Annotated in this window: 22 protein-coding genes and 4 pseudogenes; 17 read left to right on the top strand and 9 right to left on the bottom strand. The window is 48.9% G+C overall.

The features are described from left to right. Positions 1–2266, bottom strand: a 2266-nt coding sequence (locus AACU19_RS15705) for an ESPR-type extended signal peptide-containing protein (RefSeq protein ID WP_198599090.1), incomplete at its 3' end; no start/stop codon positions are given. Next, positions 2259–3479: an autotransporter strand-loop-strand O-heptosyltransferase gene (locus tag AACU19_RS15700; RefSeq protein WP_032219121.1), complete on the bottom strand. Its 1221-nt coding sequence runs from the start codon at positions 3477–3479 to the stop codon at positions 2259–2261. The genes AACU19_RS15705 and AACU19_RS15700, both read right to left, overlap by 8 nt. Before the next feature lie 1408 nt (positions 3480–4887). Between AACU19_RS15700 and ompP the strand changes: the two genes are divergently transcribed. From ompP to AACU19_RS15680, 4 genes and pseudogenes are all read left to right on the top strand, one after another. Continuing rightward, positions 4888–5835 (top strand): omptin family outer membrane protease OmpP, encoded by a 948-nt coding sequence (gene ompP, locus AACU19_RS15695; RefSeq protein ID WP_057108882.1) that lies wholly within the window; start codon positions 4888–4890, stop codon positions 5833–5835. Positions 5836–5927: 92 nt separating this feature from the next. Next, complete coding sequence (locus AACU19_RS15690) at positions 5928–7427, top strand: alpha/beta hydrolase (protein ID WP_012775847.1); 1500 nt, start codon at positions 5928–5930, stop codon at positions 7425–7427. 495 nt (positions 7428–7922) lie between these two features. After that, positions 7923–8057: pseudogene (locus AACU19_RS15685) on the top strand (serine/threonine protein kinase); the annotation flags it as partial. Between the two features lie 120 nt (positions 8058–8177). Continuing rightward, the gene (locus AACU19_RS15680) at positions 8178–8918 is read left to right on the top strand and encodes a tyrosine-type recombinase/integrase (RefSeq protein WP_001066942.1); all 741 of its coding nucleotides are present in this window, start codon (positions 8178–8180) and stop codon (positions 8916–8918) included. 284 nt (positions 8919–9202) lie between these two features. Here AACU19_RS15680 and AACU19_RS15675 read toward each other — a convergent pair whose 3' ends face one another. Further along, positions 9203–10180, bottom strand: a complete 978-nt coding sequence (locus AACU19_RS15675; RefSeq protein ID WP_000361612.1) for a RepB family plasmid replication initiator protein — start codon at positions 10178–10180, stop codon at positions 9203–9205. 757 nt (positions 10181–10937) lie between these two features. Between AACU19_RS15675 and AACU19_RS15670 the strand changes: the two are divergent. Further along, positions 10938–11633, top strand: a pseudogene (locus AACU19_RS15670) (DUF3800 domain-containing protein); the annotation flags it as partial. A 158-nt stretch (positions 11634–11791) separates the two neighbouring features. Here the strand turns inward: AACU19_RS15670 and AACU19_RS15665 are convergent. The 5 genes and pseudogenes from AACU19_RS15665 to AACU19_RS15645 all read right to left on the bottom strand — a co-directional run bounded on the left by AACU19_RS15665 (position 11792) and on the right by AACU19_RS15645 (position 14548). Then, complete coding sequence (locus AACU19_RS15665; RefSeq protein ID WP_000933099.1) at positions 11792–12532, bottom strand: abortive infection family protein; 741 nt, start codon at positions 12530–12532, stop codon at positions 11792–11794. A gap of 35 nt (positions 12533–12567) precedes the next feature. After that, complete coding sequence (locus tag AACU19_RS15660; protein WP_225890475.1) at positions 12568–13149, bottom strand: DUF2971 domain-containing protein; 582 nt, start codon at positions 13147–13149, stop codon at positions 12568–12570. A 15-nt stretch (positions 13150–13164) separates the two neighbouring features. Continuing rightward, a pseudogene (locus tag AACU19_RS15655) lies at positions 13165–13356 on the bottom strand (hypothetical protein); the annotation flags it as partial. Continuing rightward, positions 13353–13973, bottom strand: coding sequence for a hypothetical protein (locus tag AACU19_RS15650; protein ID WP_001248529.1), 621 nt, complete (start codon positions 13971–13973; stop codon positions 13353–13355). The pseudogene AACU19_RS15655 and the gene AACU19_RS15650, both read right to left, overlap by 4 nt. Beyond that, on the bottom strand, positions 13970–14548 hold the full coding sequence (locus AACU19_RS15645; RefSeq protein ID WP_339379742.1) for a DNA-binding protein: 579 nt from the start codon (positions 14546–14548) through the stop codon (positions 13970–13972). Before AACU19_RS15645 ends, AACU19_RS15650 begins: the two co-directional genes overlap by 4 nt. 551 nt (positions 14549–15099) lie before the next feature. Here AACU19_RS15645 and ccdA point away from each other — a divergent pair. The 7 genes and pseudogenes from ccdA to AACU19_RS15610 all read left to right on the top strand — a co-directional run bounded on the left by ccdA (position 15100) and on the right by AACU19_RS15610 (position 21488). After that, positions 15100–15318 carry a type II toxin-antitoxin system antitoxin CcdA gene (ccdA, locus tag AACU19_RS15640; protein WP_000813634.1) on the top strand — a complete coding sequence of 73 codons (219 nt, stop codon included), beginning with the start codon at positions 15100–15102 and terminating at the stop codon, positions 15316–15318. A gap of 1 nt (position 15319) precedes the next feature. Next, on the top strand, positions 15320–15625 hold the full coding sequence (gene ccdB / locus AACU19_RS15635) for a type II toxin-antitoxin system toxin CcdB (RefSeq protein ID WP_001159868.1): 306 nt from the start codon (positions 15320–15322) through the stop codon (positions 15623–15625). Further along, entirely contained in the window at positions 15626–16432 is an 807-nt protein-coding gene (locus tag AACU19_RS15630) for a site-specific integrase (protein WP_105279161.1), read from the top strand. It abuts the gene before it with no gap. 46 nt (positions 16433–16478) lie between these two features. Next, a pseudogene (gene repE, locus AACU19_RS15625) lies at positions 16479–17123 on the top strand (replication initiation protein RepE). Positions 17124–17710: 587 nt separating this feature from the next. Further along, the gene (gene sopA / locus AACU19_RS15620) at positions 17711–18877 is read left to right on the top strand and encodes a plasmid-partitioning protein SopA (RefSeq protein WP_000772446.1); all 1167 of its coding nucleotides are present in this window, start codon (positions 17711–17713) and stop codon (positions 18875–18877) included. After that, the gene (locus AACU19_RS15615) at positions 18877–19848 is read left to right on the top strand and encodes a ParB/RepB/Spo0J family plasmid partition protein (protein WP_105279160.1); all 972 of its coding nucleotides are present in this window, start codon (positions 18877–18879) and stop codon (positions 19846–19848) included. Before sopA ends, AACU19_RS15615 begins: the two co-directional genes overlap by 1 nt. A gap of 737 nt (positions 19849–20585) precedes the next feature. Then, a complete protein-coding gene (locus AACU19_RS15610) occupies positions 20586–21488 on the top strand; it encodes a DUF1281 domain-containing protein (protein WP_105279164.1) in 903 nt (300 codons plus the stop codon). On the opposite strand, the gene AACU19_RS15605 is transcribed toward AACU19_RS15610, so the two are convergent. Further along, positions 21439–21660, bottom strand: a complete 222-nt coding sequence (locus tag AACU19_RS15605; protein ID WP_339379743.1) for an arginase — start codon at positions 21658–21660, stop codon at positions 21439–21441. The two genes, AACU19_RS15610 and AACU19_RS15605, sit on opposite strands and share 50 nt — an antisense overlap. On the opposite strand from AACU19_RS15605, the gene AACU19_RS15600 reads away from it, so the two are divergent. The 5 genes from AACU19_RS15600 (at position 21561) to AACU19_RS15580 (ending at position 24049) form a co-directional block, all read left to right on the top strand. Further along, complete coding sequence (locus AACU19_RS15600; RefSeq protein WP_063117924.1) at positions 21561–21797, top strand: hypothetical protein; 237 nt, start codon at positions 21561–21563, stop codon at positions 21795–21797. The genes AACU19_RS15605 and AACU19_RS15600 overlap by 100 nt on opposite strands. A gap of 76 nt (positions 21798–21873) precedes the next feature. Further along, positions 21874–22557 (top strand): DNA methylase, encoded by a 684-nt coding sequence (locus AACU19_RS15595; protein WP_000085939.1) that lies wholly within the window; start codon positions 21874–21876, stop codon positions 22555–22557. Next, positions 22558–22779, top strand: a complete 222-nt coding sequence (locus AACU19_RS15590) for a hypothetical protein (protein WP_001104869.1) — start codon at positions 22558–22560, stop codon at positions 22777–22779. Then, positions 22673–23227: a DUF1380 family protein gene (locus AACU19_RS15585; RefSeq protein WP_001358893.1), complete on the top strand. Its 555-nt coding sequence runs from the start codon at positions 22673–22675 to the stop codon at positions 23225–23227. Before AACU19_RS15590 ends, AACU19_RS15585 begins: the two co-directional genes overlap by 107 nt. Positions 23228–23272: 45 nt before the next feature. Further along, the gene (locus AACU19_RS15580) at positions 23273–24049 is read left to right on the top strand and encodes a hypothetical protein (protein ID WP_001005037.1); all 777 of its coding nucleotides are present in this window, start codon (positions 23273–23275) and stop codon (positions 24047–24049) included. Positions 24050–24170: the final 121 nt, after the last annotated feature.

Genomic DNA, 24170 nt, shown 5'->3' with positions numbered 1-24170 from the left:
TATGCAGTCCCCCCTTAATGGTGGTGTCCACGGCACTGCCACCGCTGGAGACTCGCTGCTCCCCGTTATTAATGAGAGTCCCGGAGACACTTCCGCCACCGAAAACTGTCTGCAGTCCCCCCTCAATGGTGGTGTCCACGGCACTGCCATCGCTGGAAACTTGCTGCTCCCCGTTATTAATGAGAGTCCCGGAGACATTTCCGCCACCGAAAACCGTCTGCAGTCCCCCGTTAATGGTGGTGTTTATGGCACTGCCACCACTGGAGACTCGCTGCTCCCCGTTATTAATGAGAGTCCCGGAGACATTTCCGCCACCGAAAACCGTCTGCAGTCCCCCGTTAATGGTGGTGTTTATGGCACTGCCACCACTGGAAACTCGCTGCTCCCCTCCACTAATGATTGTTCCGGTCGCAAGTCCTGCATTGTTAATACTCTGCTTCCCACCATGGTAAATTGTGGTAGAAGTTACACTGCCTCCGCTGGAGATAACCTGGTAACCACTGTTGATGGAACTCTCTGAAGCTGAGCCGCCATCGTAAATCCACTGAATGCCTCCATTAATGGTCGTCTCAGTTGCAGAGCCACCACTGGATATTTCCTGCCAACCACCACTATTAATAGTGGTAGCTGTAGCACTTCCGCCACTGCTGATGGACTGGATGCCAGAAGTGTTTATAGTGGTATCAGTGGAAATGCCGCCACTGGAAATGATCTGAAAACCACCATTAATAATAGTGCCGCTGGCAATACTGCTATCGTAGAGAGTCTGGAACCCGCCATTAATGGTGGTGCTGGTAGCACTGCCACCACTGGAAACCTCTTGGAACCCGCCATTAATGGTGGTGCTGGTAGCACTGCCACCACTGGAAACCTCTTGGAACCCGCCATTAATGGTGGTGCTGGTAGCACTGCCACCACTGGAAACCTCCTGGAACCCGCCATTAATAGTTGTATTTGTAGCGTTACCACCATTGAAAACTGTCTGGTAGCCATCAAGAGTGGTGTTAACCGCACTTCCCCCACTGGAAATGTGCTGCTCCCCGCCATTTATGATCGTACCATTAACACTTCCGCCATTGAGAACAGTTTGCAGCCCCCCTTCAATGGTGGTGCCTACAGCACTACCACCGTTGGAAACTCGCTGCTCTCCTCCGCTGATGAGTGTATCTGAGACACTTCCACCATTGAGAACAGTCTGTAGCCCCCCCTCAATAGTAGTGACTACGGCACTGCCGCCACTAGAAACTTTCTGTTCCCCGCCACTAATGATGGTCCCGGTAGCAAGGCCGGCATTGGTAATACTTTGCTCTCCATCACTATAAATGGTCGTGGTGGTTACACTGCCTCCGCTAGAGATGACCTGATAGCCACTGTTGATTGTGATCTCCGAAGCTGAGCCTCCATCGTAAATCGTCTGGATACCTCCGTTAATGACCGTCTCAGTTGCAGAGCCACCACTGGATATTTCCTGCCAGCCGCTATTGATAGTGGTACTTGTGGCACTTCCTCCACTACTGATGAACTGAAAACCATCATTTATAGTGGTAACACTTGCACTTCCCCCCTCACCAACTTCCTGAATCCCCCCTTTAATAGTGGTGTCAGTGGCACTGCCGCCACTGGAAATGAGCTGGAAACCACTACTAATAATAGTACCGCTGGCAATACCGCTATCGTAGAGAGTCTGGAATCCGCCATTAATGGTGGTGCTGGTAGCACTGCCACCACTGGAAACCTCCTGGAACCCGCCATTAATAGTTGTATTTGTAGCGTTACCACCATTGAAAACTGTCTGGTAGCCATCAAGAATAGTGTTAATAGCACTTCCCCCACTGGAAATGTATTGTTCCCCACCATTAATGATCGTGCCACTGACTATTCCACCATCAAAAACAGTCTGCATCCCCCCCTCAATGGTAGTATCTATGGCACTGCCACCACTTGAAACTTCTTGGTAACCTTCATTGATGAGCGTCGTTGAGGCTGTACCGCCATTAAAAATTATCTGTGCTCCGCCATTAATGATGGTATTGTTTGCCGTATCGCCGGCTGATAACTCCATAGTAGGATCATCAGCTTCCAGAGTTTGATCATTATACATTTGTGCCATAGTAGGCATGGTCGGCAATATAAGCCCCGCAATTAGCCCGGCTAACATTGTTTTCTTTATTTTTCGATGCCGTTGTCCACCTTTGCGGGTTAGCTCAGAAGTCACCACCCACATACCAGAAGATTCATTCCATACAATATTATAGATTTTATTCATTACTCCACCTTGAATCATTCATACCAATACTACTTTGTTCTGCCAGAGAGGCATGAAGTTTGTCGATGACGCCGTTTACCTGCTTACCCGTAATTAGGCGTGTACATTCAAATTGTCTGGGGGTGTTTTTATGTCTCGGACACCACAGAAAATCTTTATGATCAAAATTCAGTGAAGTATCATCCCAGCATCCGTAACATCCATGGGAACTAAATATTCTCCATGGGGTATAAAATTCACTGACAGGAAGCGTAAAACCACTTATTAGTACAACCGGGATATGAGTTGCCCATGCCAGCCAGGAGAGCCCGCTGGATAAACCAATAAAGAAACTGGCATGATGTAACAGATTCACCCGTTCCTGCAGAGGTATTTTCCCTGTAAAGTCTTCTGCTCCCCACGGAATATGGTTCCAGACAAAGCCCTGACCATAATGAGCATGCAGATCAATACACAGTACCCGATACCCCAGCGATTTGAGATGGGCTACAACCTCACTCCAGCCAGTGCCATTGTTCCAGTATTTCGCCTGACAAGTGGATTGTGTCGCGATACATACATAAGGCTCATTAATGCTTCTGGGAGCTGAAAGATTAAGTCGGACTGGTGATTCTCGGGGATCCACTCCCAGAATGTATCCAGCGGAACGATGAAAACCGACCTGGCGAAAATCAATTGGCTGGTTAGTTGTATCGCCACCAAAATACAGTCCTACACGATAAGTTGCATATGGCGTAATCGTATGAGGATTATCTGGAGTAGAAAATTGAATCTGCGGATATTGCGGTGCCAGTAGTTCAATAATCTCCTGTGCCATAGTGCATTCCAGTTGACACTTATGCAGCGTCTGAAACCTTTCAGCATAAGGAAACCATCCGAGTAAATCACCTAATGTACCGGTAGGAAACGAAATCAGCACAGGCTGATTTTTTAAATTCAACGTTTCATCCATTAAGGGCGTATCGTTTCCCCTATGGAATACCTGAATACGAAAACGAATGAAGTATTTTTTACAGCTCCTTACCCAGCCATTATCTGCATCGCAGCTAAAAAGAATGTTCCCCGAATCAGCATCCATCAGACGAACATGCCATTTCCCCTCAGGGAGCAGTACACGCGCACCATCATTAAAATCATATCGGATACCCTCAGGTCCGGACTGAGTCGGTTTCTCTGGCGGAGTAATAAAATATGTGTTTATCAATTTGGACATATCTTTATCATTAAAATTAATAATGATTTATTATAGGATGGTTATGGCTATTTGCTGCATTTCTGACAATTTGTGCATTGAATCACATTGATAATTACAATCATCTCAGTAAGGTATCGTAAAAGACTCCGAGATTTCTCTTGAGCATCAAAAATTACTTTCAATTCAGCAGCATACTGATATGCAGATATAAATCATTTAAACTAAATATTACTCAATGGCAGGAGTATATTACCCGTTAGCGCCGATTTTTCTCTTGAGATAAGAGCGCTCGCTTAAGCCTCCTGTCACATAAAAATTACCATTACTGAAACACATACGCACTTTTGTTTTAAACAGTTCCTGAAAGGATATCTTATTCTTATACCCATAATGTACACACCACTAAAACTGCCTGGACGCATGTGTGCTAATGTCTAAATTCTGTGCATTATTGAACAATAATCCACAGTCTCGTTAGCTTATTGTGCACTTGCTGCGTAATAAGCTAACTGCGCTGCAAAGATAAATGTTCTCCTTTTAGCAGAGGAAATGTAACGTGCTACTGCCTAATTAATTGATAATAAAGGGTGTTAAATGGGTTGCTGAGCATGGAATCGAATCTTCCAGCATTAAGATTGACTCTGTAATCAGTTTTTCAGGTTAATGTCAAATATATCCTCAGGCAATTTTAAGAGCTATATGCGCATACCAATATAGGGGTATTTCTGGTGCCGAAGAACTCTTATGAAGCAATGCTGCTGCAGGTGACGTCACCTGAATTGTTTATCTCACAGACAATGTATTCAGTATATAATAATGTGAGAATCCATTTTTAATTTATTAAGAGAAAATAATGTTAAAAATAATAATCCAGTCGCACTTATTTTATAAGTCATTAAGATAAATATTATTTTTCTGGTCTGCTCGGGAAAGTCGCGATATCCTTCTGAAGGATGGATGATATTTTTTATATTGAGTTTTAATATGCCTGGCATATTAAACCAGAGATAAGTATATAATATTTCCATTCACAGCGTCAGATTACACCAGATTTTACTCCATTTTCATAGCGGGTTATGATGGCTCTCGGTAGCTAAATGATTTTCTGGCGGAAATACAGGAGGATAGCATACAATATTATTTTCATTCTATTAACTCCTTAAAATAATTATTTAGTCAATATTGAGAATCAGTGATTGCTGAAAATAAACAGATAATGCTAAGCTGTTTTTAGATAATATGAGGACAATGAATGTTACAATTGCACTATAACTAACAGCGCATTCATATCTTTTTGATATACCTCACAAAAACAAACTATTAGGTTAAACAAAAGCTAAACAAATTAAGTACTGATAATTGACTTACCGGTATACTTCAAAAGAATCATATACATATGTAGAAGTGACAGAAGGGAGTCATAGTTATGCAAACTAAGCTTCTGGCAATTATGCTTGCAGCGCCTGTGGTATTCAGTTCTCAGGAAGCTTCTGCTTCTGATTTCTTCGGCCCGGAGAAAATAAGTACAGAGATTAATTTAGGTACACTGAGTGGCAAAACAAAAGAACGGGTTTATGAGCCTGAAGAAGGTGGGCGTAAAGTCAGCCAACTGGACTGGAAATACAGTAACGCCGCCATTCTTAAAGGCGCCGTTAACTGGGAGCTGAATCCATGGTTATCTGTTGGTGCAGCTGGCTGGACCACACTCAATAGACGGGGGGGGAATATGGTTGATCAGGACTGGATGGATTCCGGGACTCCCGGAACATGGACAGATGAAAGCAGGCATCCTGATACACGTCTTAATTATGCCAACGAATTTGATTTGAACGTTAAAGGCTGGTTTTTAAAAGAATCTGATTATCGCCTTGCTATTATGGCAGGTTATCAGGAAAGCCGTTACAGTTTTAATGCTACAGGAGGAACTTATATTTACAGTGAGAATGGTGGTTTCCGGAATGAAACGGGATCGTTACCTGATAAAATAAAAGTGATTGGTTATAAACAACATTTTAAAATTCCTTATGTCGGTCTGACAGGAAACTACCGTTACGATAATTTTGAGTTTGGTGGTGCATTAAAATACAGCGGATGGGTCAGGGGATCTGATAATGATGAGCATTATGTAAGGCAGACTACATTCCGAAGCAAAGTAAAAAACCAGAATTACTATTCTGTTGCAGTTAATGCCGGTTACTATATCACCCCAGAGGCAAAAGTGTACATCGAGGGTGTATGGAGTCGTCTCACAAATAAAAAAGGGGATACATCTCTTTACGACCGTAGTGATAATACTTCAGAGCATAATAATAACGGGGCTGGAATTGAAAATTACAACTTCATTACGACGGCCGGTCTGAAGTACACGTTTTAACAACTTTAACTGTCATCATCTCCGGTGAGAATTATACCGCCGGGGATTCTGTCTGTTGGTCAGGGTAATAATTTACCAATGCAGGAGATGCAATGCGTGTGATAATGAAGCCTTTAAGAAGGACTTTAGTATTCTTTATCTTTTCTGTTTTTCTTTGCGGAACTGTGTCTGCCAGACAGATCGAGTGGCAATCCTGTATGACCAGCCCATACAGTGACTGGTTTGGTACAGAAAGCTCTTCACCTGAGTTGTTATGCGGATATCTATCTGTACCGCTAAAATATACCGACACAGGTGAGGATGTGTCAGATGAAAATATACCACTTGTCAGACTGGCGATGACAAAGTTGCCGGCAAAAAGTAAACGTAAAGGGAGTATTATTATAATAAGTGGCGGACCTGGATTACCCGGAATTAATCCTTATATCAATTTTGACTGGCCGGTCACCAATCTTCGGGAATCATGGGACATTATCGGTTTTGATCCACGAGGTGTCGGTCAGTCCTTTCCTGCCATAAACTGCCAGCAACCCAATCAAGAAAGATTGGTGAATGTAAGTGAAAAGCAACTAATTTTACAGAAAATTAATGCCTGTATCCATAATACAGGAGCTGAAGTCATTCGCCATATTGGATCTCATGAGGCTGTATATGATATTGAACGCATCAGACAAGCTCTGGGAGATAAACAACTGACAGCTGTAGCATATTCATACGGTACACAGATTGCAGCCTTATATGCCGAACGCTTTCCATCCAGTATCAGATCTATAGTTTTTGACGGTGTCGTTGATATTGATGATTTAAATGATAATTTTTCATGGAAACTCAGGCAGGCCCACAGTTATCAGGAAACGTTTGATCGTTTTGCTGCATGGTGTGCCAGGACAAAAAGTTGTCCACTTTCTTCAGACAGGAATCAGGCAATACATCAGTTCCATCAGCTTTTATTAAAATTACATAATTCTCCTTTAACAGACAGCAGGGGGGAAAGTATATCTTCAGATGATCTCATATCATTAACGACAGAGCTTCTGTTATGGCGCTCATCATGGCCAACACTTGCAACGGCCGTACGTCAGTTCTCTCAGGGTATTGTCAGCAATGAAATTGAAACTGCACTTAATTCTTCCATAGCATCGGAAAAAGTCAGTGATGCTCTGGGTGTAATATTATGTGTTGATCAGAGTGATGAACAATTATCACAGGAACAACGAAAATCGCGCAAAAAAGCCCTTGCTGACGCATTTCCGGCCGTTAATTTTGAGAGGGAACAGTCCGATTTACCTGAATTTTGTGAATTATGGCCAATTCATCGCGATCTGCAACAGACACGCCTGAAGAATACTGTTTTACCATCCGGTTTACTGTTTGTGGCACACAAATATGATCCGACAACTCCCTGGATAAATGCCCGTAAAATGGCAGATAAATTTTCAGCTCCGTTACTGACTATTAACGGTGACGGGCATACGCTGGCGCTAGCTGGCTCTAATTTATGTGTGGATGAGGCTGTTGTTCGTCACCTCCTGTTTCCGGGGAAATCTGAAGATATAACGTGTCAGGGAAGTGGTACCGGAGACACTAACTGATATTAAATAAAATATTACTCCCGACATTAAATAACATCAGTGCTTTGATGTCGGGGCCTGCTAACCCTCTTTTGATATCAGTTGAGCGCAGGAAATGCCAGTCAGAGGGGACAGGACTTAGGATAAATAAGAGAGTCGCAATCATGAGTAAGATTCATGTACATGCAGGTTACGGAAAGAGGATATCAGGCAATGAATAAGGCACTAATATCATATCTCAGCCTTGATACATTTTAGTTACATATGTTTTCTTATTTTATGCGGAAAATGTTATATGGAAATGTAGTAATTATATAAATCTTATCGAAAGTGATTTTCTGCATAATCATTATTATGATTTATATTAATCATGGACAGGATTGCATATAAATCAGTCATTATGCTGAGTCTGCAACCTTCCTGTGTAAAGTCAAACTGTCAGGGGGACGGTGACGTCCCGGGCCAGAATACACGTGGTGCACCTTCTCCCTTTCTGTTCCCTTTCTCTGTTTTCTCCGATCCCATTCATCCTGGCATTACCCCAATTCTCCCAAAAACGGCAAACCAGCCCTCAGCCCGCGCCACGACTGGCTTAATACGGGATCCCTGCTGCAAAACGTACCTTTACGTATTTGGTTTTACCCGCAATAATGCGTGATAAGCAAACAAAAGGATCCGCGCGCTGCGATTTATTGTCGTGGAAGGATCCGGGCGTTCAGGTCAGAATACCTGTATCCATAAACAGTGCGTGTGCTACGTGAAAAATAACTCATGAACAATGTCATTCCCCTGCAGAATTCACCAGAACGCGTCTCCCTGTTACCCATTGCGCCGGGGGTGGATTTTGCAACAGCGCTCTCCCTGAGAAGAATGGCCACTTCCACAGGGGCCACACCGGCCTACCTGCTGGCCCCGGAAGTGAGTGCCCTTCTTTTCTATATGCCGGATCAGCGTCACCATATGCTGTTCGCCACCCTCTGGAATACCGGAATGCGTATTGGCGAAGCCCGGATGCTGACACCGGAATCATTTGACCTGGATGGAGTAAGACCGTTTGTGCGGATCCTGTCCGAAAAAGTGCGTGCGCGACGCGGACGCCCGCCAAAAGATGAAGTCCGCCTGGTTCCGCTGACGGATATAAGCTATGTCAGGCAGATGGAAAGCTGGATGATCACCACCCGGCCCCGTCGTCGTGAACCATTATGGGCCGTGACCGACGAAACCATGCGCAACTGGCTGAAGCAGGCTGTCAGACGGGCCGAAGCTGACGGAGTACACTTTTCGATTCCGGTCACACCACACACCTTCCGGCACAGCTATATCATGCACATGCTCTATCACCGCCAGCCCCGGAAAGTCATCCAGGCACTGGCTGGTCACAGGGATCCACGTTCTATGGAGGTTTATACCAGAGTGTTTGCACTGGATATGGCTGCCACGCTGGCAGTGCCTTTCACAGGTGACGGGCGGGATGCTGCGGAGATCCTGCGTACACTGCCTCCCCTGAGGTGACGGCATACGCGCTTCCTTATATAAGCTGTGGTCAGCAGAACAGACATAACATAAGCTGGAGTATGTATATAAGCTGTAGTGAGTAAGTCATGTTTTATGAAGGGAGCAATGCCTCAGCATCAGGTTACGGGATCACTTACGTAAGGGACAGGCAGATGGCAGCTCAGCTACAGACAGCACTGCAGGAAACAGGATATAAACTGCAGTGAGCAGACCACTCACTGCACCGGTTAATATAAGCTGTAGTCAGTAAAGGAGCGCTCTTCACTGACTACAGTTTATGTTCAGCGGGATTTGAAGAGTTTTTCCAGGTCATCCAGCGTGATGCCCAGTTTTTCAAGCAGGGCAAGTTTCTCCGCCATCTCCGGACTGACTTTTTCCGCAGGTGAAGGTGGCAACGGATTTTCCTTACTCTCATCATTCGGTGCTTTTAACCGGGGACGCCGGTAGTGAATGCAGAAGAGTTTTGTCCGCCCCCGCTGGATCTCCGTGTAATCAAGATATCCAATCTCGCGCAGCTGCTCCATTGCCCGTCTGACCGTCTGGTTCTGGGAAAATACAGGAGACTTCAGATTGAGGCGTGCACGCAGCCGCGCCAGCGATATCGGTGCCGGATCCCGGGGCAGGCTCTCTATAAAGGTGTAAAGTGCCTGGGCGGACTCCCGTCGCTTCAGGGCATTAATCGCCTTAAGCTGAAGAAGGACCTTTCTGTCAAACTGGTACAGTTCAAAAAGGCGGGGATCAGCCTGTAACTGAACAATATCCCGTTCAGTATCGTAGTAGGCTGACTGTACCAGATGGGTGATGTATTCCCGGGTGTGCTTCTCATCGGTACGGGAAAACGAGATCACGGTACCGGCAATGCGCTTCAGGGAAGGGCTGATGCGCTCACGTAGCCTGCGGGATGACTGGCTTGAAGGTATACCACACAGTTTTGCAAACTCAACAAAAGGCAGTTCAACTTTGTCACCAATCACGTTATGGCGGGCAAAGGAATGAATGATCCCCACCCAGGTCTTGAAATCGTTATCCATATCCAGGCGGGGGCCAGTGATCTCAACCTTATCGAATCCCTCAGCACGGGCCAGGGAAAGACGTGTCAGCTCTTCCGTGGCATCAGTACGTGACAGTGTATTTTTTTTACTGTTCTTCAGTGATTTAAGGGTCGGTACAAAAACGCCCAGACGCATCAGCGCCACAGGTTGTACGGTGTTGTTATTGTTTGGTGTCAGTGTCACCAGTTCACCGGATGACTTATCCACCTCGCCGAACAGTTTTTTGATGTCTGAATTTTCGTTTTCCAGAAAGCCTCCTGCCTGTGGACAGTAAAAGAATAAACAGAAAATCGTGTGTCAGAACCCCGTCAACTGACTGAAGAAAAACCTGCAGTCTGTATTTAACAACTGAGTCTGGCGTACTGACCATAGTTTATGTCATTAACTTACTTCAGTATATGCATTACTGAATACAGCTTATCATGAACCTGTTACAGTTTATCCATAACATGCCACCGCTTATGTGAACGTGGTCCCGGCCCATGAGTGACAAGGTTGACAGCGATATGGGGATCTTTAATGGATCCTTTGTTGATCATTCATGGATCTGTTTACTGGATCGGGCCTCTGGATATGTGGATAAATCATTCCAGAAAAACAACGTACACTACCGATTATGAAGGCTTCAGGGCGTACCTGCTCACTGTAACTACAGATATATTGCGCTTCCTCGCCGGTTCGCGGGCTTCGCCCGGTCACCGGTCTGCGGCGAGCACTGTTTTTTCTGAAGTCTGTCTTTACAGGTAATTTTTGACGGAATCTGCCGTACTTCCTGAGCGCACGGTCATATTCCGAAGTACACCTCATATGCGTGTTTCAATGCCAGGGATTGTGTATACAAACTACAGGCAAAGTCTGGTTATCACCGGTGGTAGGCTGCTCCGATGGAAAAATTGTGAACGGATTGACACCATGCCGGATAACTCTGTCGATATAAGACGGTCAAAGATCGTGGCGTTGACAAGTACAGCGTCTGCACGCCGCAGAGCTTGGCATGCACCGCCTTGATGAGGTGGTTGATACGCTGCTTGTCCTGCAGAAGAAGCACCGGATACGGTTTGATGTCTGGCAGGTCGTTAAACGGGATCACTCCATTATTTCGTTCTTCGAGCAGGGGATGAATCCTGCAGTGCCCAGGGTTGCCTACTGGACCCCCTTTCGTTACCCGCTGCTACTGAATCTGGCAAGCCTGTTCGATAATGAACTGGCTGAAAAAGCGTGGCGTGCCCGCCTCGAAGCCCATGATGGAAGGTCCTCATCTCTGTTCAGTGAGGCCTGCAGTGAGCTGCTTGCGCGCGTTCATACCCTGGGGGACCGCCGTTACATTGAATTGATTACCGATGCGTTGTCCTGGGCGATGACCCACTTTGACGAACTGGGATATAACTGCAAAACCGGTAAACAAAAGCTGCAGATCATGCCCAATATGGTTGGATTTCAGTTCGTATTGCGCGGTATCTGTTCCCGCCTGGTTTACACCAATCGCAATACCGGCAGGACGGACAGTGTCTCCCTTCAGTCGGTGGCTAAACGATCTAAGGAGTTTCTGGACAAACTGCAGGAGCCAACGGCAGAAATGATGAAAAAGGCGAGGGAATACCGGGATCAGGAAGAGGCAAGGCGGCTGGAACATCGGGTGCAAATCCTGCCGCCATCCTGATCCGGCAGGTTGAGTACACACAAAAATGGAAGCGGCCGCGACAGGATGATGCGTCTGTCCGGCATCTTCCGGAGGGCCAGAGCTCGAAATTCAGGCCGTACTTCACTTCTTCGTTGAAGTTCTATCTGTTCGCTGTGAGTCTCATATTTTTATTAAAACTAAAGCAACTCATCAACATAAGTCATGATGGAACGAACCAGATTTATGGCAAAACGGGCATCGGCTTCATTCAGCAAAGTTTCAGTAGGATGGGCCATGCTGTAATTGTTACGCAGGTTATTGATCCCATGAAGTATTGCGGCAGATGATCTCAACATTTTAAACACATCTTCATTTCTTCCATCATCAGGCAGGTCTTTGAGATGTGCAGTTATCAGGGAAAGCAAGCCTGGAACATTATCATTTGTACTATTGGTCGCAATTCCATGGTTGGCACACATTTGTCTTAATGAAGCATGAAGAGCTGTATGAACACGATCATATGCCCGGTGTGGCCCATTATTTTTAAGCAACACTTCCGCATCTTCTAAGGCCTGGTAAATGTTTTCATTTACATTTTTCACTGGTGCTGCCGAAACATTTCTTTGCCCGTTCTGATTCACAATGTTCTTTATTTCATTGAATAACTCAGTATTGGCAATGCTGATAAAGCGTTGAACATTATCCAGCGCCCAGATCTTAGAAAGATTATCAGCGTCCCTGGCCAGAGTGCTTTCTATGGCAGCGATGGCCACCCCTTTCAGCTCAGGGTTGTCCCAGTGAACATGCCGGTAGAATTGATTTAGTCCTTCCGGAACGTCTTCACAATCTGTAACAGCAAACAGCTCCTGCCAGTCACCTTCGTTAAATTTTTCAGCCAGTATTTTGGCCAAATTAATTTGTGAAACTTTATTCAACATACTGATCCCTAGAAGTTTGTGCTTCTTAACTGAATTTACCGGAACGGCGTCTCAGTAAACGAAATCCGTGTACTGGTATACCCCCTGCTCTGCAACAGGAATGAAATCCCGTCCATCATCATTGCTCTGTTACTGCGGGGACCAATTCTGACGTTTGTCAGTGGCAGCTTGTCTTTTGCTTTAATGATCAGATATGGTACCAGACCGCTGTCATTGACACGAAAATTGACACCCTCAAAAGGGCTGTCCGGAAGGATTACCATCCTGAACTCCTGCTCCTCTTTGAAACCGTCATTCTTGAAAAAAGGCGGCAGGCTGTGTGCCAGTCTGGTTGCCTGAATCATCTCATGCATTACATCTGCATTTATTGCCGCCTGAACATGTGGCTGACGAAAGAAGGCGAGGATTTCGTTCCGGGCTTCAACCGTGGAATCCTCTTTGGTATAGAGTACCCGGTTTTTAAACACCTGATAATGAGTTAATTCCAGCGAGGCAAGCAGCTCTTCATCATCAAATTCCAGGCACACGCCCTGAGAGCTCCCATAACCCCGCCACTGGCTTAACAGGTCGGGTTCGAGACAGAACGAAAGGTTATAGACGTGAGCTGCCCGGTGCATTCTGAAGTGCGTCAGTGCCTGTTCGATGAACTTAAGGGTTTTCGGGTTAAAGTCGTCCCTCAGGTACTGCAGGGCATTCTCAAGGCAGTTCATGCCGTGACTCAGCTCATTACTGTCATTGAGAAAGGAAAAGTGCGTCGCCCACAGTGAGCCTGATTCGATGATGCCCTTCAGGCCGTTCAGGTCAGTGTAATGATAAATCTTCATCTGGCAGCCTCCTGACTGTCCGGGCCCTGTTCGCACTCAGTTTTTTGCACGTCAGACAGAAACGGGAACACCGTAATAGCGGCTTCCCTTGCTTCTTCTATCGACCGTTCCCGGGCCTGCCATTCCGGATCTGCTGCCAGCACTTCGTCGGCGGTATCGCGTAACCAGGCATACAGCTCTTCGCCACCATCGAGATCAATCTGGCGGGTTTTTACCGGGTCCTCATGCTTCATGATATTACGCAACAGCTTACCAATCTGCCCGTCAGATTCGACAGGTTCGTAAGGAATGTAGTCCGGATATTCGTCGAATTGATCCAGCGTCAAATCGATGTACTCTCCGTCCAGCAATACGATGACATGCCCGTGAACTGTTGAGTTTTCCGCTTCATGAAAGCCAGCGTTCCCTTCCATAAAAATGATGCACGGATGGCATCTCTCTCGTTCCTTGAGGTAGTACGCCAGAGTATTGCTGGCTAAATCGCAGCTGCTGTGCGGGAAATTCCTCAGTTCCGTTTTCCAGCGGGGAAAATGACGACACCCGTCAGCCCGTTCACCGCCACCAAGCTCCAGTGCCCGTCGAAATGCCTTTATACGTAATACTCTTTCCTGTCTCATTTCTTCACCTTCCCGTCCTGGCGGGCCAGAGCCAGCAGTTCGGTCTGAAGCTGGCGGCCGTCCTCCCGGGCTTCCTTCAGCTCCGCCGCCAGGTGTTCGCCGGTGGCGGTCAGGCGGGCCACCTGCTCGCGCAGCGGCAGCGCCTCCGCGCGCAGCTCGCGTACCTCCTGCAGCAGGCGGTCACGTTCGGCCACCACCTCGCGCAGCACCGCCAGCTCGCTTTCCAGCGCGGCCACGTTCGCCAGCGCCTCATCCCGCTCCTTGTCGGCCCGGGCAATGTCGTCGTCGGCCTGCTCGCGCGCCGCCAGGGCCCCGGCTTCAGCCTGTTTCACGGCCGCCTGCCACAGCAGCCCCAGCTGGCCGGTCAGCAGCTGCGCCAGCTCCGGCGGCAGGGGCGTGGCCTGCTCGCGCTGGCGGGCGCGGAACGCGCGCATCACCGGGGAGATGTGGGACAGGGAGCCGCCGCCGAGGTGCTGACGGACCTGCTCGTTGGTCGGGTTCGGGGTGCCGGCGGCGATCAGGGCGGCGGCGGCATCTTCAATGCGGCGGACGGTGTCCGGGGAGAGGGATGTCATGGTCTGGCTCCGGTTTCTCAGGGAATGGCGCCATCGTATGCCCGGTATGAAAAATACACAATACATACAATACAATTCATACATACCATACATACAGTACAGAACTTACATACACTCTTTCTCTTTTCCTGGTCAGATCCGGTTTCTGGTGGTTACGGATCTTCCTCTCCCTCCGCACAGCGTTACATCCCGTCAGCACAGCATGCAGTGCCTCATTCAGTTGCCCATGGCACTATATGTTGTGTTGTATCTCTGGACTGTGATGCGCCGCGCAGGGGCGGAAAACAGCGATATGATGATTTTCTCAGGTGGTACACTTCCGGAAAGTCGTTTATTCAAATAAAGTCGGATCCATACGAAACGGGAATGCGGTAATTACGCTTTGTTTTTATAAGGCAGATTTTAATTTTTATTGGTTAACATAACGAAAGGTAAAATACATAAGGCTTACTAAAAGCCAGATAACAGTATGCGTATTTGCGCGCTGATTTTTGCGGCATAAGAATATATACTGATATGTATACCCGAAGTATGTCAAAAAGAGGTGTGCTATGAAGCAGCGTATTACAGTGACAGTTGACAGCGACAGCTATCAGTTGCTCAAGGCATATGATGTCAATATCTCCGGTCTGGTAAGCACAACCATGCAGAATGAAGCCCGTCGTCTGCGTGCCGAACGCTGGAAAGCGGAAAATCAGGAAGGGATGGCTGAGGTCGCCCGGTTTATTGAAATGAACGGCTCTTTTGCTGACGAGAACAGGGACTGGTGAAATGCAGTTTAAGGTTTACACCTATAAAAGAGAGAGCCGTTATCGTCTGTTTGTGGATGTACAGAGTGATATTATTGACACGCCCGGGCGACGGATGGTGATCCCCCTGGCCAGTGCACGTCTGCTGTCAGATAAAGTCTCCCGTGAACTTTACCCGGTGGTGCATATCGGGGATGAAAGCTGGCGCATGATGACCACCGATATGGCCAGTGTGCCGGTCTCCGTTATCGGGGAAGAAGTGGCTGATCTCAGCCACCGCGAAAATGACATCAAAAACGCCATTAACCTGATGTTCTGGGGAATATAAATGTCAGGCTCCGTTATACACAGCCAGTCTGCAGTCATGGTACCGGCAGTGTATTCTGCCGGACAGCCTGCATCGCTGCCTGTTGCCATTGATTATCCGGCAGCTCTGGCACTTCGCCAGATGTCGATGGTCCATGATGAACTGCCAAAATATCTGCTGGCTCCGGAAGTGAGTGCCCTGCTCCATTACGTCCCGGATCTGCACCGCAAGATGCTGCTGGCCACACTGTGGAACACCGGAGCACGCATTAATGAAGCACTGGCGCTGACGCGGGGGGATTTTTCGCTTGCGCCTCCGTATCCGTTTGTGCAGCTTGCGACCCTGAAACAACGGACCGAAAAAGCTGCCAGGACGGCGGGGAGAATGCCCGCCGGTCAGCAGACTCACCGGCTGGTTCCGCTCTCTGACTCCTGGTACGTCAGCCAGCTGCAGACGATGGTGGCAACACTGAAAATACCCATGGAGCGGCGTAACCGTCGCACAGGAAGGACAGAGAAAGCGCGGATCTGGGAAGTGACGGACAGAACGGTCAGGACCTGGATTGGGGAGGCGGTTGCCGCCGCTGCTGCTGACGGTGTGACGTTCTCTATTCCGGTCACACCACATACGTTCCGCCATTCCTATGCGATGCACATGCTGTATGCTGGTATACCGCTGAAAGTTCTGCAAAGCCTGATGGGACATAAGTCCATCAGTTCAAAGGAAGTCTACACGAAGGTTTTTGCGCTGGATGTGGCTGCCCGGCACCGGGTGCAGTTTGCGATGCCGGAGTCTGATGCGGTTGCGATGCTGAAACAATTATCCTGAGAATAAATGCTTTGGCCTTTATATGGAAATGTGGAACTGAGTGGATATGCTGTATCTGTTCGTTGACCAGATCAGAAAATCTGATGGCACCCTACAGGAACATGACGGTATCTGCGAGATCCATGTTGCTAAATATGCTGAAATATTCGGATTGACCTCTGCGGAAGCTAGTAAGGATATACGGCAGGCATTGAAGAGTTTTGCGGGGAAGGAAGTGGTTTTTTATCGCCCTGAAGAGGATGCCGGCGATGAAAAAGGCTATGAATCTTTTCCCTAGTTTATCAAACGTGCGCACAGTCCATCCAGAGGGCTTTACAGTGTACATATCAACCCATATCTCATTCCCTTCTTTATCGGGTTACAGAACCGGTTTACGCAGTTTCGGCTTAGTGAAACAAAAGAAATCACCAATCCGTATGCCATGCGTTTATACGAATCCCTGTGTCAGTACCGTAAGCCGGATGGCTCAGGCATCGTCTCTCTGAAAATTGACTGGATCATAGAGCGTTACCAGCTGCCTCAAAGTTACCAGCGTATGCCTGACTTACGCCGCCGCTTCCTGCAGGTCTGTGTTAATGAGATCAACAGCAGAACTCCAATGCGCCTCTCATACATTGAGAAAAAGAAAGGCCGCCAGACGACTCATATCGTATTTTCCTTCCGCGATATCACTTCCATGACGACAGGATAGTCTGAGGGTTATCTGTCACAGATTTGAGGGTGGTTCGTCACATTTGTTCTGACCTACTGAGGGTAATTTGTCACAGTTTTGCTGTTTCCTTCAGCCTGCATGGATTTTCTCATACTTTTTGAAGTGTAATTTTTAAGGAAGCCAAATTTGAGGGCAGTTTGTCACAGTTGATTTCCTTCTCTTTCCCTTCGTCATGTGACCTGATATCGGGGGTTAGTTCGTCATCATTGATGGGGGTTGATTATCACAGTTTATTACTCTGAATTGGCTATCCGCGTGTGTACCTCTACCTGGAGTTTTTCCCACGGTGGATATTTCTTCTTGCGCTGAGCGTAAGAGCTATCTGACAGAACAGTTCTTCTTTGCTTCCTCGCCAGTTCGCTCGCTATGCTCGGTTACACGGCTGCGGCGAGCGCTAGTGATAATAAGTGACTGAGGTATGTGCTCTTCTTATCTCCTTTTGTAGTGTTGCTCTTATTTTAAACAACTTTGCGGTTTTTTGATGACTTTGCGATTTTGTTGTTGCTTTGCAGTAAATTGCAAGATTTAATAAAAAAATGCAAAGCAATGATTAAAGGATGTTCAGAATGAAACTCATGGAAACACTTAACCAGTGCATAAACGCTGGTCATGAAATGACGAAGGCTATCGCCATTGCACAGTTTAATGATGACAGCCCGGAAGCGAGGAAAATAACCCGGCGCTGGAGAATAGGTGAAGCAGCGGATTTAGTTGGGGTTTCTTCTCAGGCTATCAGAGATGCCGAGAAAGCAGGGCGACTACCGCACCCGGATATGGAAATTCGAGGACGGGTTGAGCAACGTGTTGGTTATACAATTGAACAAATTAATCATATGCGTGATGTGTTTGGTACGCGATTGCGACGTGCTGAAGACGTATTTCCACCGGTGATCGGGGTTGCTGCCCATAAAGGTGGCGTTTACAAAACCTCAGTTTCTGTTCATCTTGCTCAGGATCTGGCTCTGAAGGGGCTACGTGTTTTGCTCGTGGAAGGTAACGACCCCCAGGGAACAGCCTCAATGTATCACGGATGGGTACCAGATCTTCATATTCATGCAGAAGACACTCTCCTGCCTTTCTATCTTGGGGAAAAGGACGATGTCACTTATGCAATAAAGCCCACTTGCTGGCCGGGGCTTGACATTATTCCTTCCTGTCTGGCTCTGCACCGTATTGAAACTGAGTTAATGGGCAAATTTGATGAAGGTAAACTGCCCACCGATCCACACCTGATGCTCCGACTGGCCATTGAAACTGTTGCTCATGACTATGATGTCATAGTTATTGACAGCGCGCCTAACCTGGGTATCGGCACGATTAATGTCGTATGTGCTGCTGATGTGCTGATTGTTCCCACGCCTGCTGAGTTGTTTGACTACACCTCCGCACTGCAGTTTTTCGATATGCTTCGTGATCTGCTCAAGAACGTTGATCTTAAAGGGTTCGAGCCTGATGTACGTATTTTGCTTACCAAATACAGCAATAGTAATGGCTCTCAGTCCCCGTGGATGGAGGAGCAAATTCGGGATGCTTGGGGAAGCATGGTTCTAAAAAATGTTGTACGTGAAACGGATGAAGTTGGTAAAGGTCAGATCCGGATGAGAACTGTTTTTGAACAGGCCATTGATCAACGCTCTTCAACTGGTGCCTGGAGAAATGCTCTTTCTATTTGGGAACCTGTCTGCAATGAAATTTTCGATCGTCTGATTAAACCACGCTGGGAGATTAGATAATGAAGCGTGCGCCTGTTATTCCAAAACATACGCTCAATACTCAACCGGTTGAAGATACTTCGTTATCGACACCAGCTGCCCCGATGGTGGATTCGTTAATTGCGCGCGTAGGAGTAATGGCTCGCGGTAATGCCATTACTTTGCCTGTATGTGGTCGGGATGTGAAGTTTACTCTTGAAGTGCTCCGGGGTGATAGTGTTGAGAAGACCTCTCGGGTATGGTCAGGTAATGAACGTGACCAGGAGCTGCTTACTGAGGACGCACTGGATGATCTCATCCCTTCTTTTCTACTGACTGGTCAACAGACACCGGCGTTCGGTCGAAGAGTATCTGGTGTCATAGAAATTGCCGATGGGAGTCGCCGTCGTAAAGCTGCTGCACTTACCGAAAGTGATTATCGTGTTCTGGTTGGCGAGCTGGATGATGAGCAGATGGCTGCATTATCCAGATTGGGTAACGATTATCGCCCAACAAGTGCTTATGAACGTGGTCAGCGTTATGCAAGCCGATTGCAGAATGAATTTGCTGGAAATATTTCTGCGCTGGCTGATGCGGAAAATATTTCACGTAAGATTATTACCCGCTGTATCAACACAGCCAAATTGCCTAAATCAGTTGTTGCTCTTTTTTCTCACCCCGGTGAACTATCTGCCCGGTCAGGTGATGCACTTCAAAAAGCCTTTACAGATAAAGAGGAATTACTTAAGCAGCAGGCATCTAACCTTCATGAGCAGAAAAAAGCTGGGGTGATATTTGAAGCTGAAGAAGTTATCACTCTTTTAACTTCTGTGCTTAAAACGTCATCTGCATCAAGAACTAGTTTAAGCTCACGACATCAGTTTGCTCCTGGAGCGACAGTATTGTATAAGGGCGATAAAATGGTGCTTAACCTGGACAGGTCTCGTATTCCAACTGAGTGTATAGAGAAAATTGAGGCCATTCTTAAGGAACTTGAAAAGCCAGCACCCTGATGCGACCACGTTTTAGTCTACGTTTATCTGTCTTTACTTAATGTCCTTTGTTACAGGCCAGAAAGCATAACTGGCCTGAATATTCTCTCTGGGCCCATTGTTCCACTTGTATCGTCGGTCTGATAATCAGACTGGGACCACGGTCCCACTCGTATCGTCGGTCTGATTATTAGTCTGGGACCATGGTCCCACTCGTATCGTCGGTCTGATTATTAGTCTGGGACCACGGTCCCACTCGTATCGTCGGTCTGATTATTAGTCTGGGACCACGGTCCCACTCGTGTTGTCGGTCTGATTATCGGTCTGGGACCACGGTCCCACTTGTATTGTCGATCAGACTATCAGCGTGAGACTACGATTCCATCAATGCCTGTCAAGGGCAAGTATTGACATGTCGTCGTAACCTGTAGAACGGAGTAACCTCGGTGTGCGGTTGTATGCCTGCTGTGGATTGCTGCTGTGTCCTGCTTATCCACAACATTTTGCGCACGGTTATGTGGACAAAATACCTGGTTACCCAGGCCGTGCCGGCACGTTAACCGGGCTGCATCCGATGCAAGTGTGTCGCTGTCGCCGGCCTCCTCACCCGGTCACGTTTCGTCGTTCCTCCTCCACGCGCTGCGGCTTCGGGGCCGCACCTGCATTCGTATGCGGTCGCCCGGTTACAGGTGCGGCACGGCCTGATGGAGGCCGCATGTGAGAGGAGAATTCCCATGCCAAACTGGTGCTCGAATCGTATGTATTTTTCTGGTGAACCGGCACAGATCGCTGAGATTAAACGACTGGCCAGCGGTGCAGTCACACCGCTTTATCGCCGCGCCACAAATGAAGGTATTCAGCTGTTTCTGGCCGGAAGTGCCGGACTTCTGCAGACCACTGAAGATGTGCGGTTTGAACCATGCCCCGGACTGACGGCTGCCGGGCGTGGCGTTGTATCGCCGGAGAATATCGCGTTCACCCGCTGGCTGACACACCTGCAGGACGGTGTACTTCTGGATGAGCAAAACTGCCTGATGCTGCATGAACTCTGGCTGCAGAGCGGTACTGGCCGGCGTCGCTGGGAAGAATTACCGGATGATGCCAGGGAAAGCATTACCGCTCTTTTCACCCCAAAAAGAGGTGACTGGTGCGACATCTGGAGTAACGAGGATGTATCGGTGTGGTGGAACCGTCTGTGTGACAACGTCCTGCCGGAAAAAACCATGCCGTTTGACCTGCTGACGGTTCTGTCCACTCGCCTGGATGTTGAAGTGAATGGCTTTAACGGTGGTGTTCTGAACGGTGTTCCTTCTGCATATCACTGGTATACGGAACAGTATGGCGTGAAGTGGCCTTGTGGGTATGAGGTGAATATCAGCAGTCAGGGAGACAACTTCATTCAGGTTGATTTCGACACGCCGTGGTGTCAGCCGGAAAGCGACGTTATTGCAGTATTAAGCCGCCGTTTCAGTTGCATGCTGGAGCACTGGTACGCCGAGCAGGGCTGCAATTTCTGTGGCTGGCAGTTGTATGAGCGTGGAGAGCTTGTTGATGTGCTGTGGGGGGAACTGGAATGGTCTTCCCCGACAGATGATGATGAGCTGCCGGAAGTCACCGCGCCGAAGTGGATAGTCGACAAGGTGGCGCATTACGGTGGATGAAGTATGACGGAGACGGGCGGGCAACCGCCCGTTTCTTTTCCGGTAAAGGATGTCGCCGGGCTCCTCTTTTTACTGCGCCGGCTGACGCGGCGCGGCAGGAACGCTGCCTGTGGTCAGTGTCCCGCGTCCGGCCGGGCACGGGACGGGCGCTTTTACCGCTCCCGGCTGGCATCGGTGACAGTGTACGCCAGCCCGTCGCCCTTTTCTGATGAACGCCCTTCAAGCCGCTTTCGCGGCATATTCTCGCCGTCAAAAAGACGACGGCTGCGATATTCCACGGTCGGCCTGACCCGTTACCGGACGCGGTGAACAGCCCACAGGCCGCGGGGAACGGGCGCCACAGGGGCGCCCTCCCGGTGCCCTCTGTAAGAGAAGGAGTGCTGTTATGTCCCGTTTTATCCAGGGTGACTGCGTGCGTGTTATGGCCACGTTTCCGGGCAATGCTGTCGATTTCATCCTCACCGACCCGCCATATCTCGTCGGTTTCCGTGACCGTCAGGGGCGTACCATCGCCGGCGATAAAACCGATGAATGGCTGCAACCGGCCTGTAATGAAATGTACCGCGTGCTGAAAAAAGATGCGCTGATGGTGAGCTTCTATGGCTGGAACCGCGTCGATCGCTTTATGGCCGCCTGGAAAAATGCGGGATTCAGCGTGGTTGGCCACCTGGTGTTTACCAAAACCTACACTTCGAAGGCCGCATATGTGGGCTATCGCCACGAATGCGCTTACATCCTGGCAAAAGGGCGTCCGGCGCTGCCTCAGAAGCCATTGCCCGACGTGCTGGGCTGGAAATATTCAGGCAATCGTCATCACCCGACGGAAAAGCCTGTTACCAGCCTGCAACCACTGATTGAGAGCTTCACACACCCGAACGCGATTGTGCTGGACCCGTTTGCAGGCAGCGGCTCAACCTGTGTGGCCGCCCTTCAGTCCGGACGCCGGTATATCGGTATCGAGCTGCTTGAACAGTATCACCGTGCCGGACAGCAACGTCTGGCTGCCGTACAGCGGGCCATGCAGCAGGGGGCCGCAAATGATGACTGGTTTATGCCGGAGGCTGCGTAAATGAACTATGCCGGACATGAAAAACTTCGCGCCGACGTGGCGGAGGTGGCCAACACCATGTGTGACCTTCGGGCCAGGCTGAACGATATGGAGCATCGCTGTCGCTTTGATTCCGATGTGCTTGTTGAACGCCTGGCACGCCAGACGCTGTATCGCGCCAATCGCCTGTTCATGGAGGCGTATACCGAAATTCTGGAACTGGATGCGTGCTTTAAAGATTGAGAAGGAGACGAGAATGTACGGAACATGCGAAACGCTATGCCGGGAGCTGGCAGCAAAGTATCCGGGATATACACCGCTGATGCTGGTTATCTGGTCCCCGGAAGAGATTCAGGCCCTCGCTGACGGAATGGATATTTCCCTGTCCGATCCTGAAATCAGGACCGTCTTGGCGCGCCTGGAGGACATCCCGGAAGACCAGCGAATTGAGTCCGGTATTTCTTCTGCCGCGGCGATGGAGATTATCAGCAACGTGAGCGAAAACCGCCAGGTGACCGTCCCGGCTGAACTGCTGGCGTCCCTGATTCAGACCGCCGAACAGGCACTGTGGAAACGTGAATGGGCCGCCCGTGATTACGGCCTCGCCGTCCCGGAATGCGTTACCCGCCGTCAGGCGGTGGTTAATCAGGCCCGCATCCTGCTGAAAAACAACACACACGAAAACGGCTGATGTTATCGCCGCCTGCGGGCGGCGATACAGGGAGAACGATTAATCATGAACGAAAACACAACGCTGAACGCACTGATTTGTCGTCACGCCCGTAACCTGCTGCTGGCGCAGGGCTGGCCGGAAGAGACGGATGTCGACCAGCGTAACCCGAAGTATCCGGGCTGGATCAGCATTTATGTTCTGCTGGATGCGCCCCGGCTGGCGACGTTACTCGTTAACCGCCACGGCGGCGTACTGCCGCCGCACCTGGCCTCCGCCATTCAGAAACTGACCGGAACCGGAGCGGAACTTGTTCTATCCGGCAGTCAGTGGCAGTCGCTGCCGGTGCTTCCGGCAGACGGAACGCAGGTGTCTTTTCCGTATGCCGGTGAATGGCTGACCGAAGACGAAATCAGGGCTGTACTTGCGGCGGTGCGCGATGCGGTACGCAGTGTCAGTTGCCGGGTGGCAGAAGATACGCGGCGTATCCGGGCGGCGCTGACCACCACCGGTCAGACGTTACTGACCCGCCAGACGCGCCGCTTTCGCCTGGTCGTGAAGGAAAGCGATCACCCCTGCTGGCTCGATGAGGACGACGAAAACCTGCCCGTGGTGCTCGATGCCATCCTGAACCGGGGCGCACGTTTTTCGGCGGTGGAAATGTATCTGGTCAGCGATTGTATTGAACATATCCTGTCCAGTGGGCTGGCCTGCGATGTGCTGCGTATACCGGATGAACCGCCCCGCCGGTGGTTTGACCGTGGTGTTCTGCGGGAGGTGGTCCGGGAAGCCCGGAACGAAATCCGCAGCATGGCGGATGCCCTGGCAAAAATCCGGAAATGATGACGTTGGCGGGGTAAATCCCCGCCTTTTTCCTGCCGGTCCCCGGACAGAGCACAAAGGAAGTCGCCGCCGGCTCCGCTTTACCCGGCCATGCAGGGCATGGCCTTGTGGTTTTTCAGTT

The sequence above is a fragment of the Escherichia sp. MOD1-EC4550 genome (assembly GCF_963876935.1).
GTDB classification, from domain to species: Bacteria; Pseudomonadota; Gammaproteobacteria; order Enterobacterales; family Enterobacteriaceae; genus Escherichia; species Escherichia coli_F.
This window is presented reverse-complemented; position numbering and strand designations above follow the sequence as displayed.

Excerpts from the sequence above, each read along its gene's own strand:
- AACU19_RS15645 (WP_339379742.1), bottom strand. The coding sequence starts at position 14,548 with ATGACATCCCTCTCCCCGGACACCGTCCGCCGCATTGAAGATGCCGCC.
- AACU19_RS15665 (WP_000933099.1), bottom strand. The coding sequence starts at position 12,532 with ATGTTGAATAAAGTTTCACAAATTAATTTGGCCAAAATACTGGCTGAA.
- AACU19_RS15690 (WP_012775847.1), top strand. The coding sequence starts at position 5,928 with ATGCGTGTGATAATGAAGCCTTTAAGAAGGACTTTAGTATTCTTTATC.
- AACU19_RS15650 (WP_001248529.1), bottom strand. The coding sequence starts at position 13,973 with ATGAGACAGGAAAGAGTATTACGTATAAAGGCATTTCGACGGGCACTG.
- AACU19_RS15590 (WP_001104869.1), top strand. The coding sequence starts at position 22,558 with ATGAACTATGCCGGACATGAAAAACTTCGCGCCGACGTGGCGGAGGTG.
- AACU19_RS15580 (WP_001005037.1), top strand. The coding sequence starts at position 23,273 with ATGAACGAAAACACAACGCTGAACGCACTGATTTGTCGTCACGCCCGT.
- ccdA (WP_000813634.1), top strand. The coding sequence starts at position 15,100 with ATGAAGCAGCGTATTACAGTGACAGTTGACAGCGACAGCTATCAGTTG.
- AACU19_RS15595 (WP_000085939.1), top strand. The coding sequence starts at position 21,874 with ATGTCCCGTTTTATCCAGGGTGACTGCGTGCGTGTTATGGCCACGTTT.
- AACU19_RS15585 (WP_001358893.1), top strand. The coding sequence starts at position 22,673 with ATGTGCTTGTTGAACGCCTGGCACGCCAGACGCTGTATCGCGCCAATC.
- AACU19_RS15610 (WP_105279164.1), top strand. The coding sequence starts at position 20,586 with ATGTATTTTTCTGGTGAACCGGCACAGATCGCTGAGATTAAACGACTG.
- AACU19_RS15615 (WP_105279160.1), top strand. The coding sequence starts at position 18,877 with ATGAAGCGTGCGCCTGTTATTCCAAAACATACGCTCAATACTCAACCG.
- AACU19_RS15605 (WP_339379743.1), bottom strand. The coding sequence starts at position 21,660 with ATGCCAGCCGGGAGCGGTAAAAGCGCCCGTCCCGTGCCCGGCCGGACG.
- AACU19_RS15700 (WP_032219121.1), bottom strand. The coding sequence starts at position 3,479 with ATGTCCAAATTGATAAACACATATTTTATTACTCCGCCAGAGAAACCG.
- sopA (WP_000772446.1), top strand. The coding sequence starts at position 17,711 with ATGAAACTCATGGAAACACTTAACCAGTGCATAAACGCTGGTCATGAA.
- AACU19_RS15630 (WP_105279161.1), top strand. The coding sequence starts at position 15,626 with ATGTCAGGCTCCGTTATACACAGCCAGTCTGCAGTCATGGTACCGGCA.
- AACU19_RS15660 (WP_225890475.1), bottom strand. The coding sequence starts at position 13,149 with ATGCACCGGGCAGCTCACGTCTATAACCTTTCGTTCTGTCTCGAACCC.
- ccdB (WP_001159868.1), top strand. The coding sequence starts at position 15,320 with ATGCAGTTTAAGGTTTACACCTATAAAAGAGAGAGCCGTTATCGTCTG.
- ompP (WP_057108882.1), top strand. The coding sequence starts at position 4,888 with ATGCAAACTAAGCTTCTGGCAATTATGCTTGCAGCGCCTGTGGTATTC.
- AACU19_RS15680 (WP_001066942.1), top strand. The coding sequence starts at position 8,178 with ATGAACAATGTCATTCCCCTGCAGAATTCACCAGAACGCGTCTCCCTG.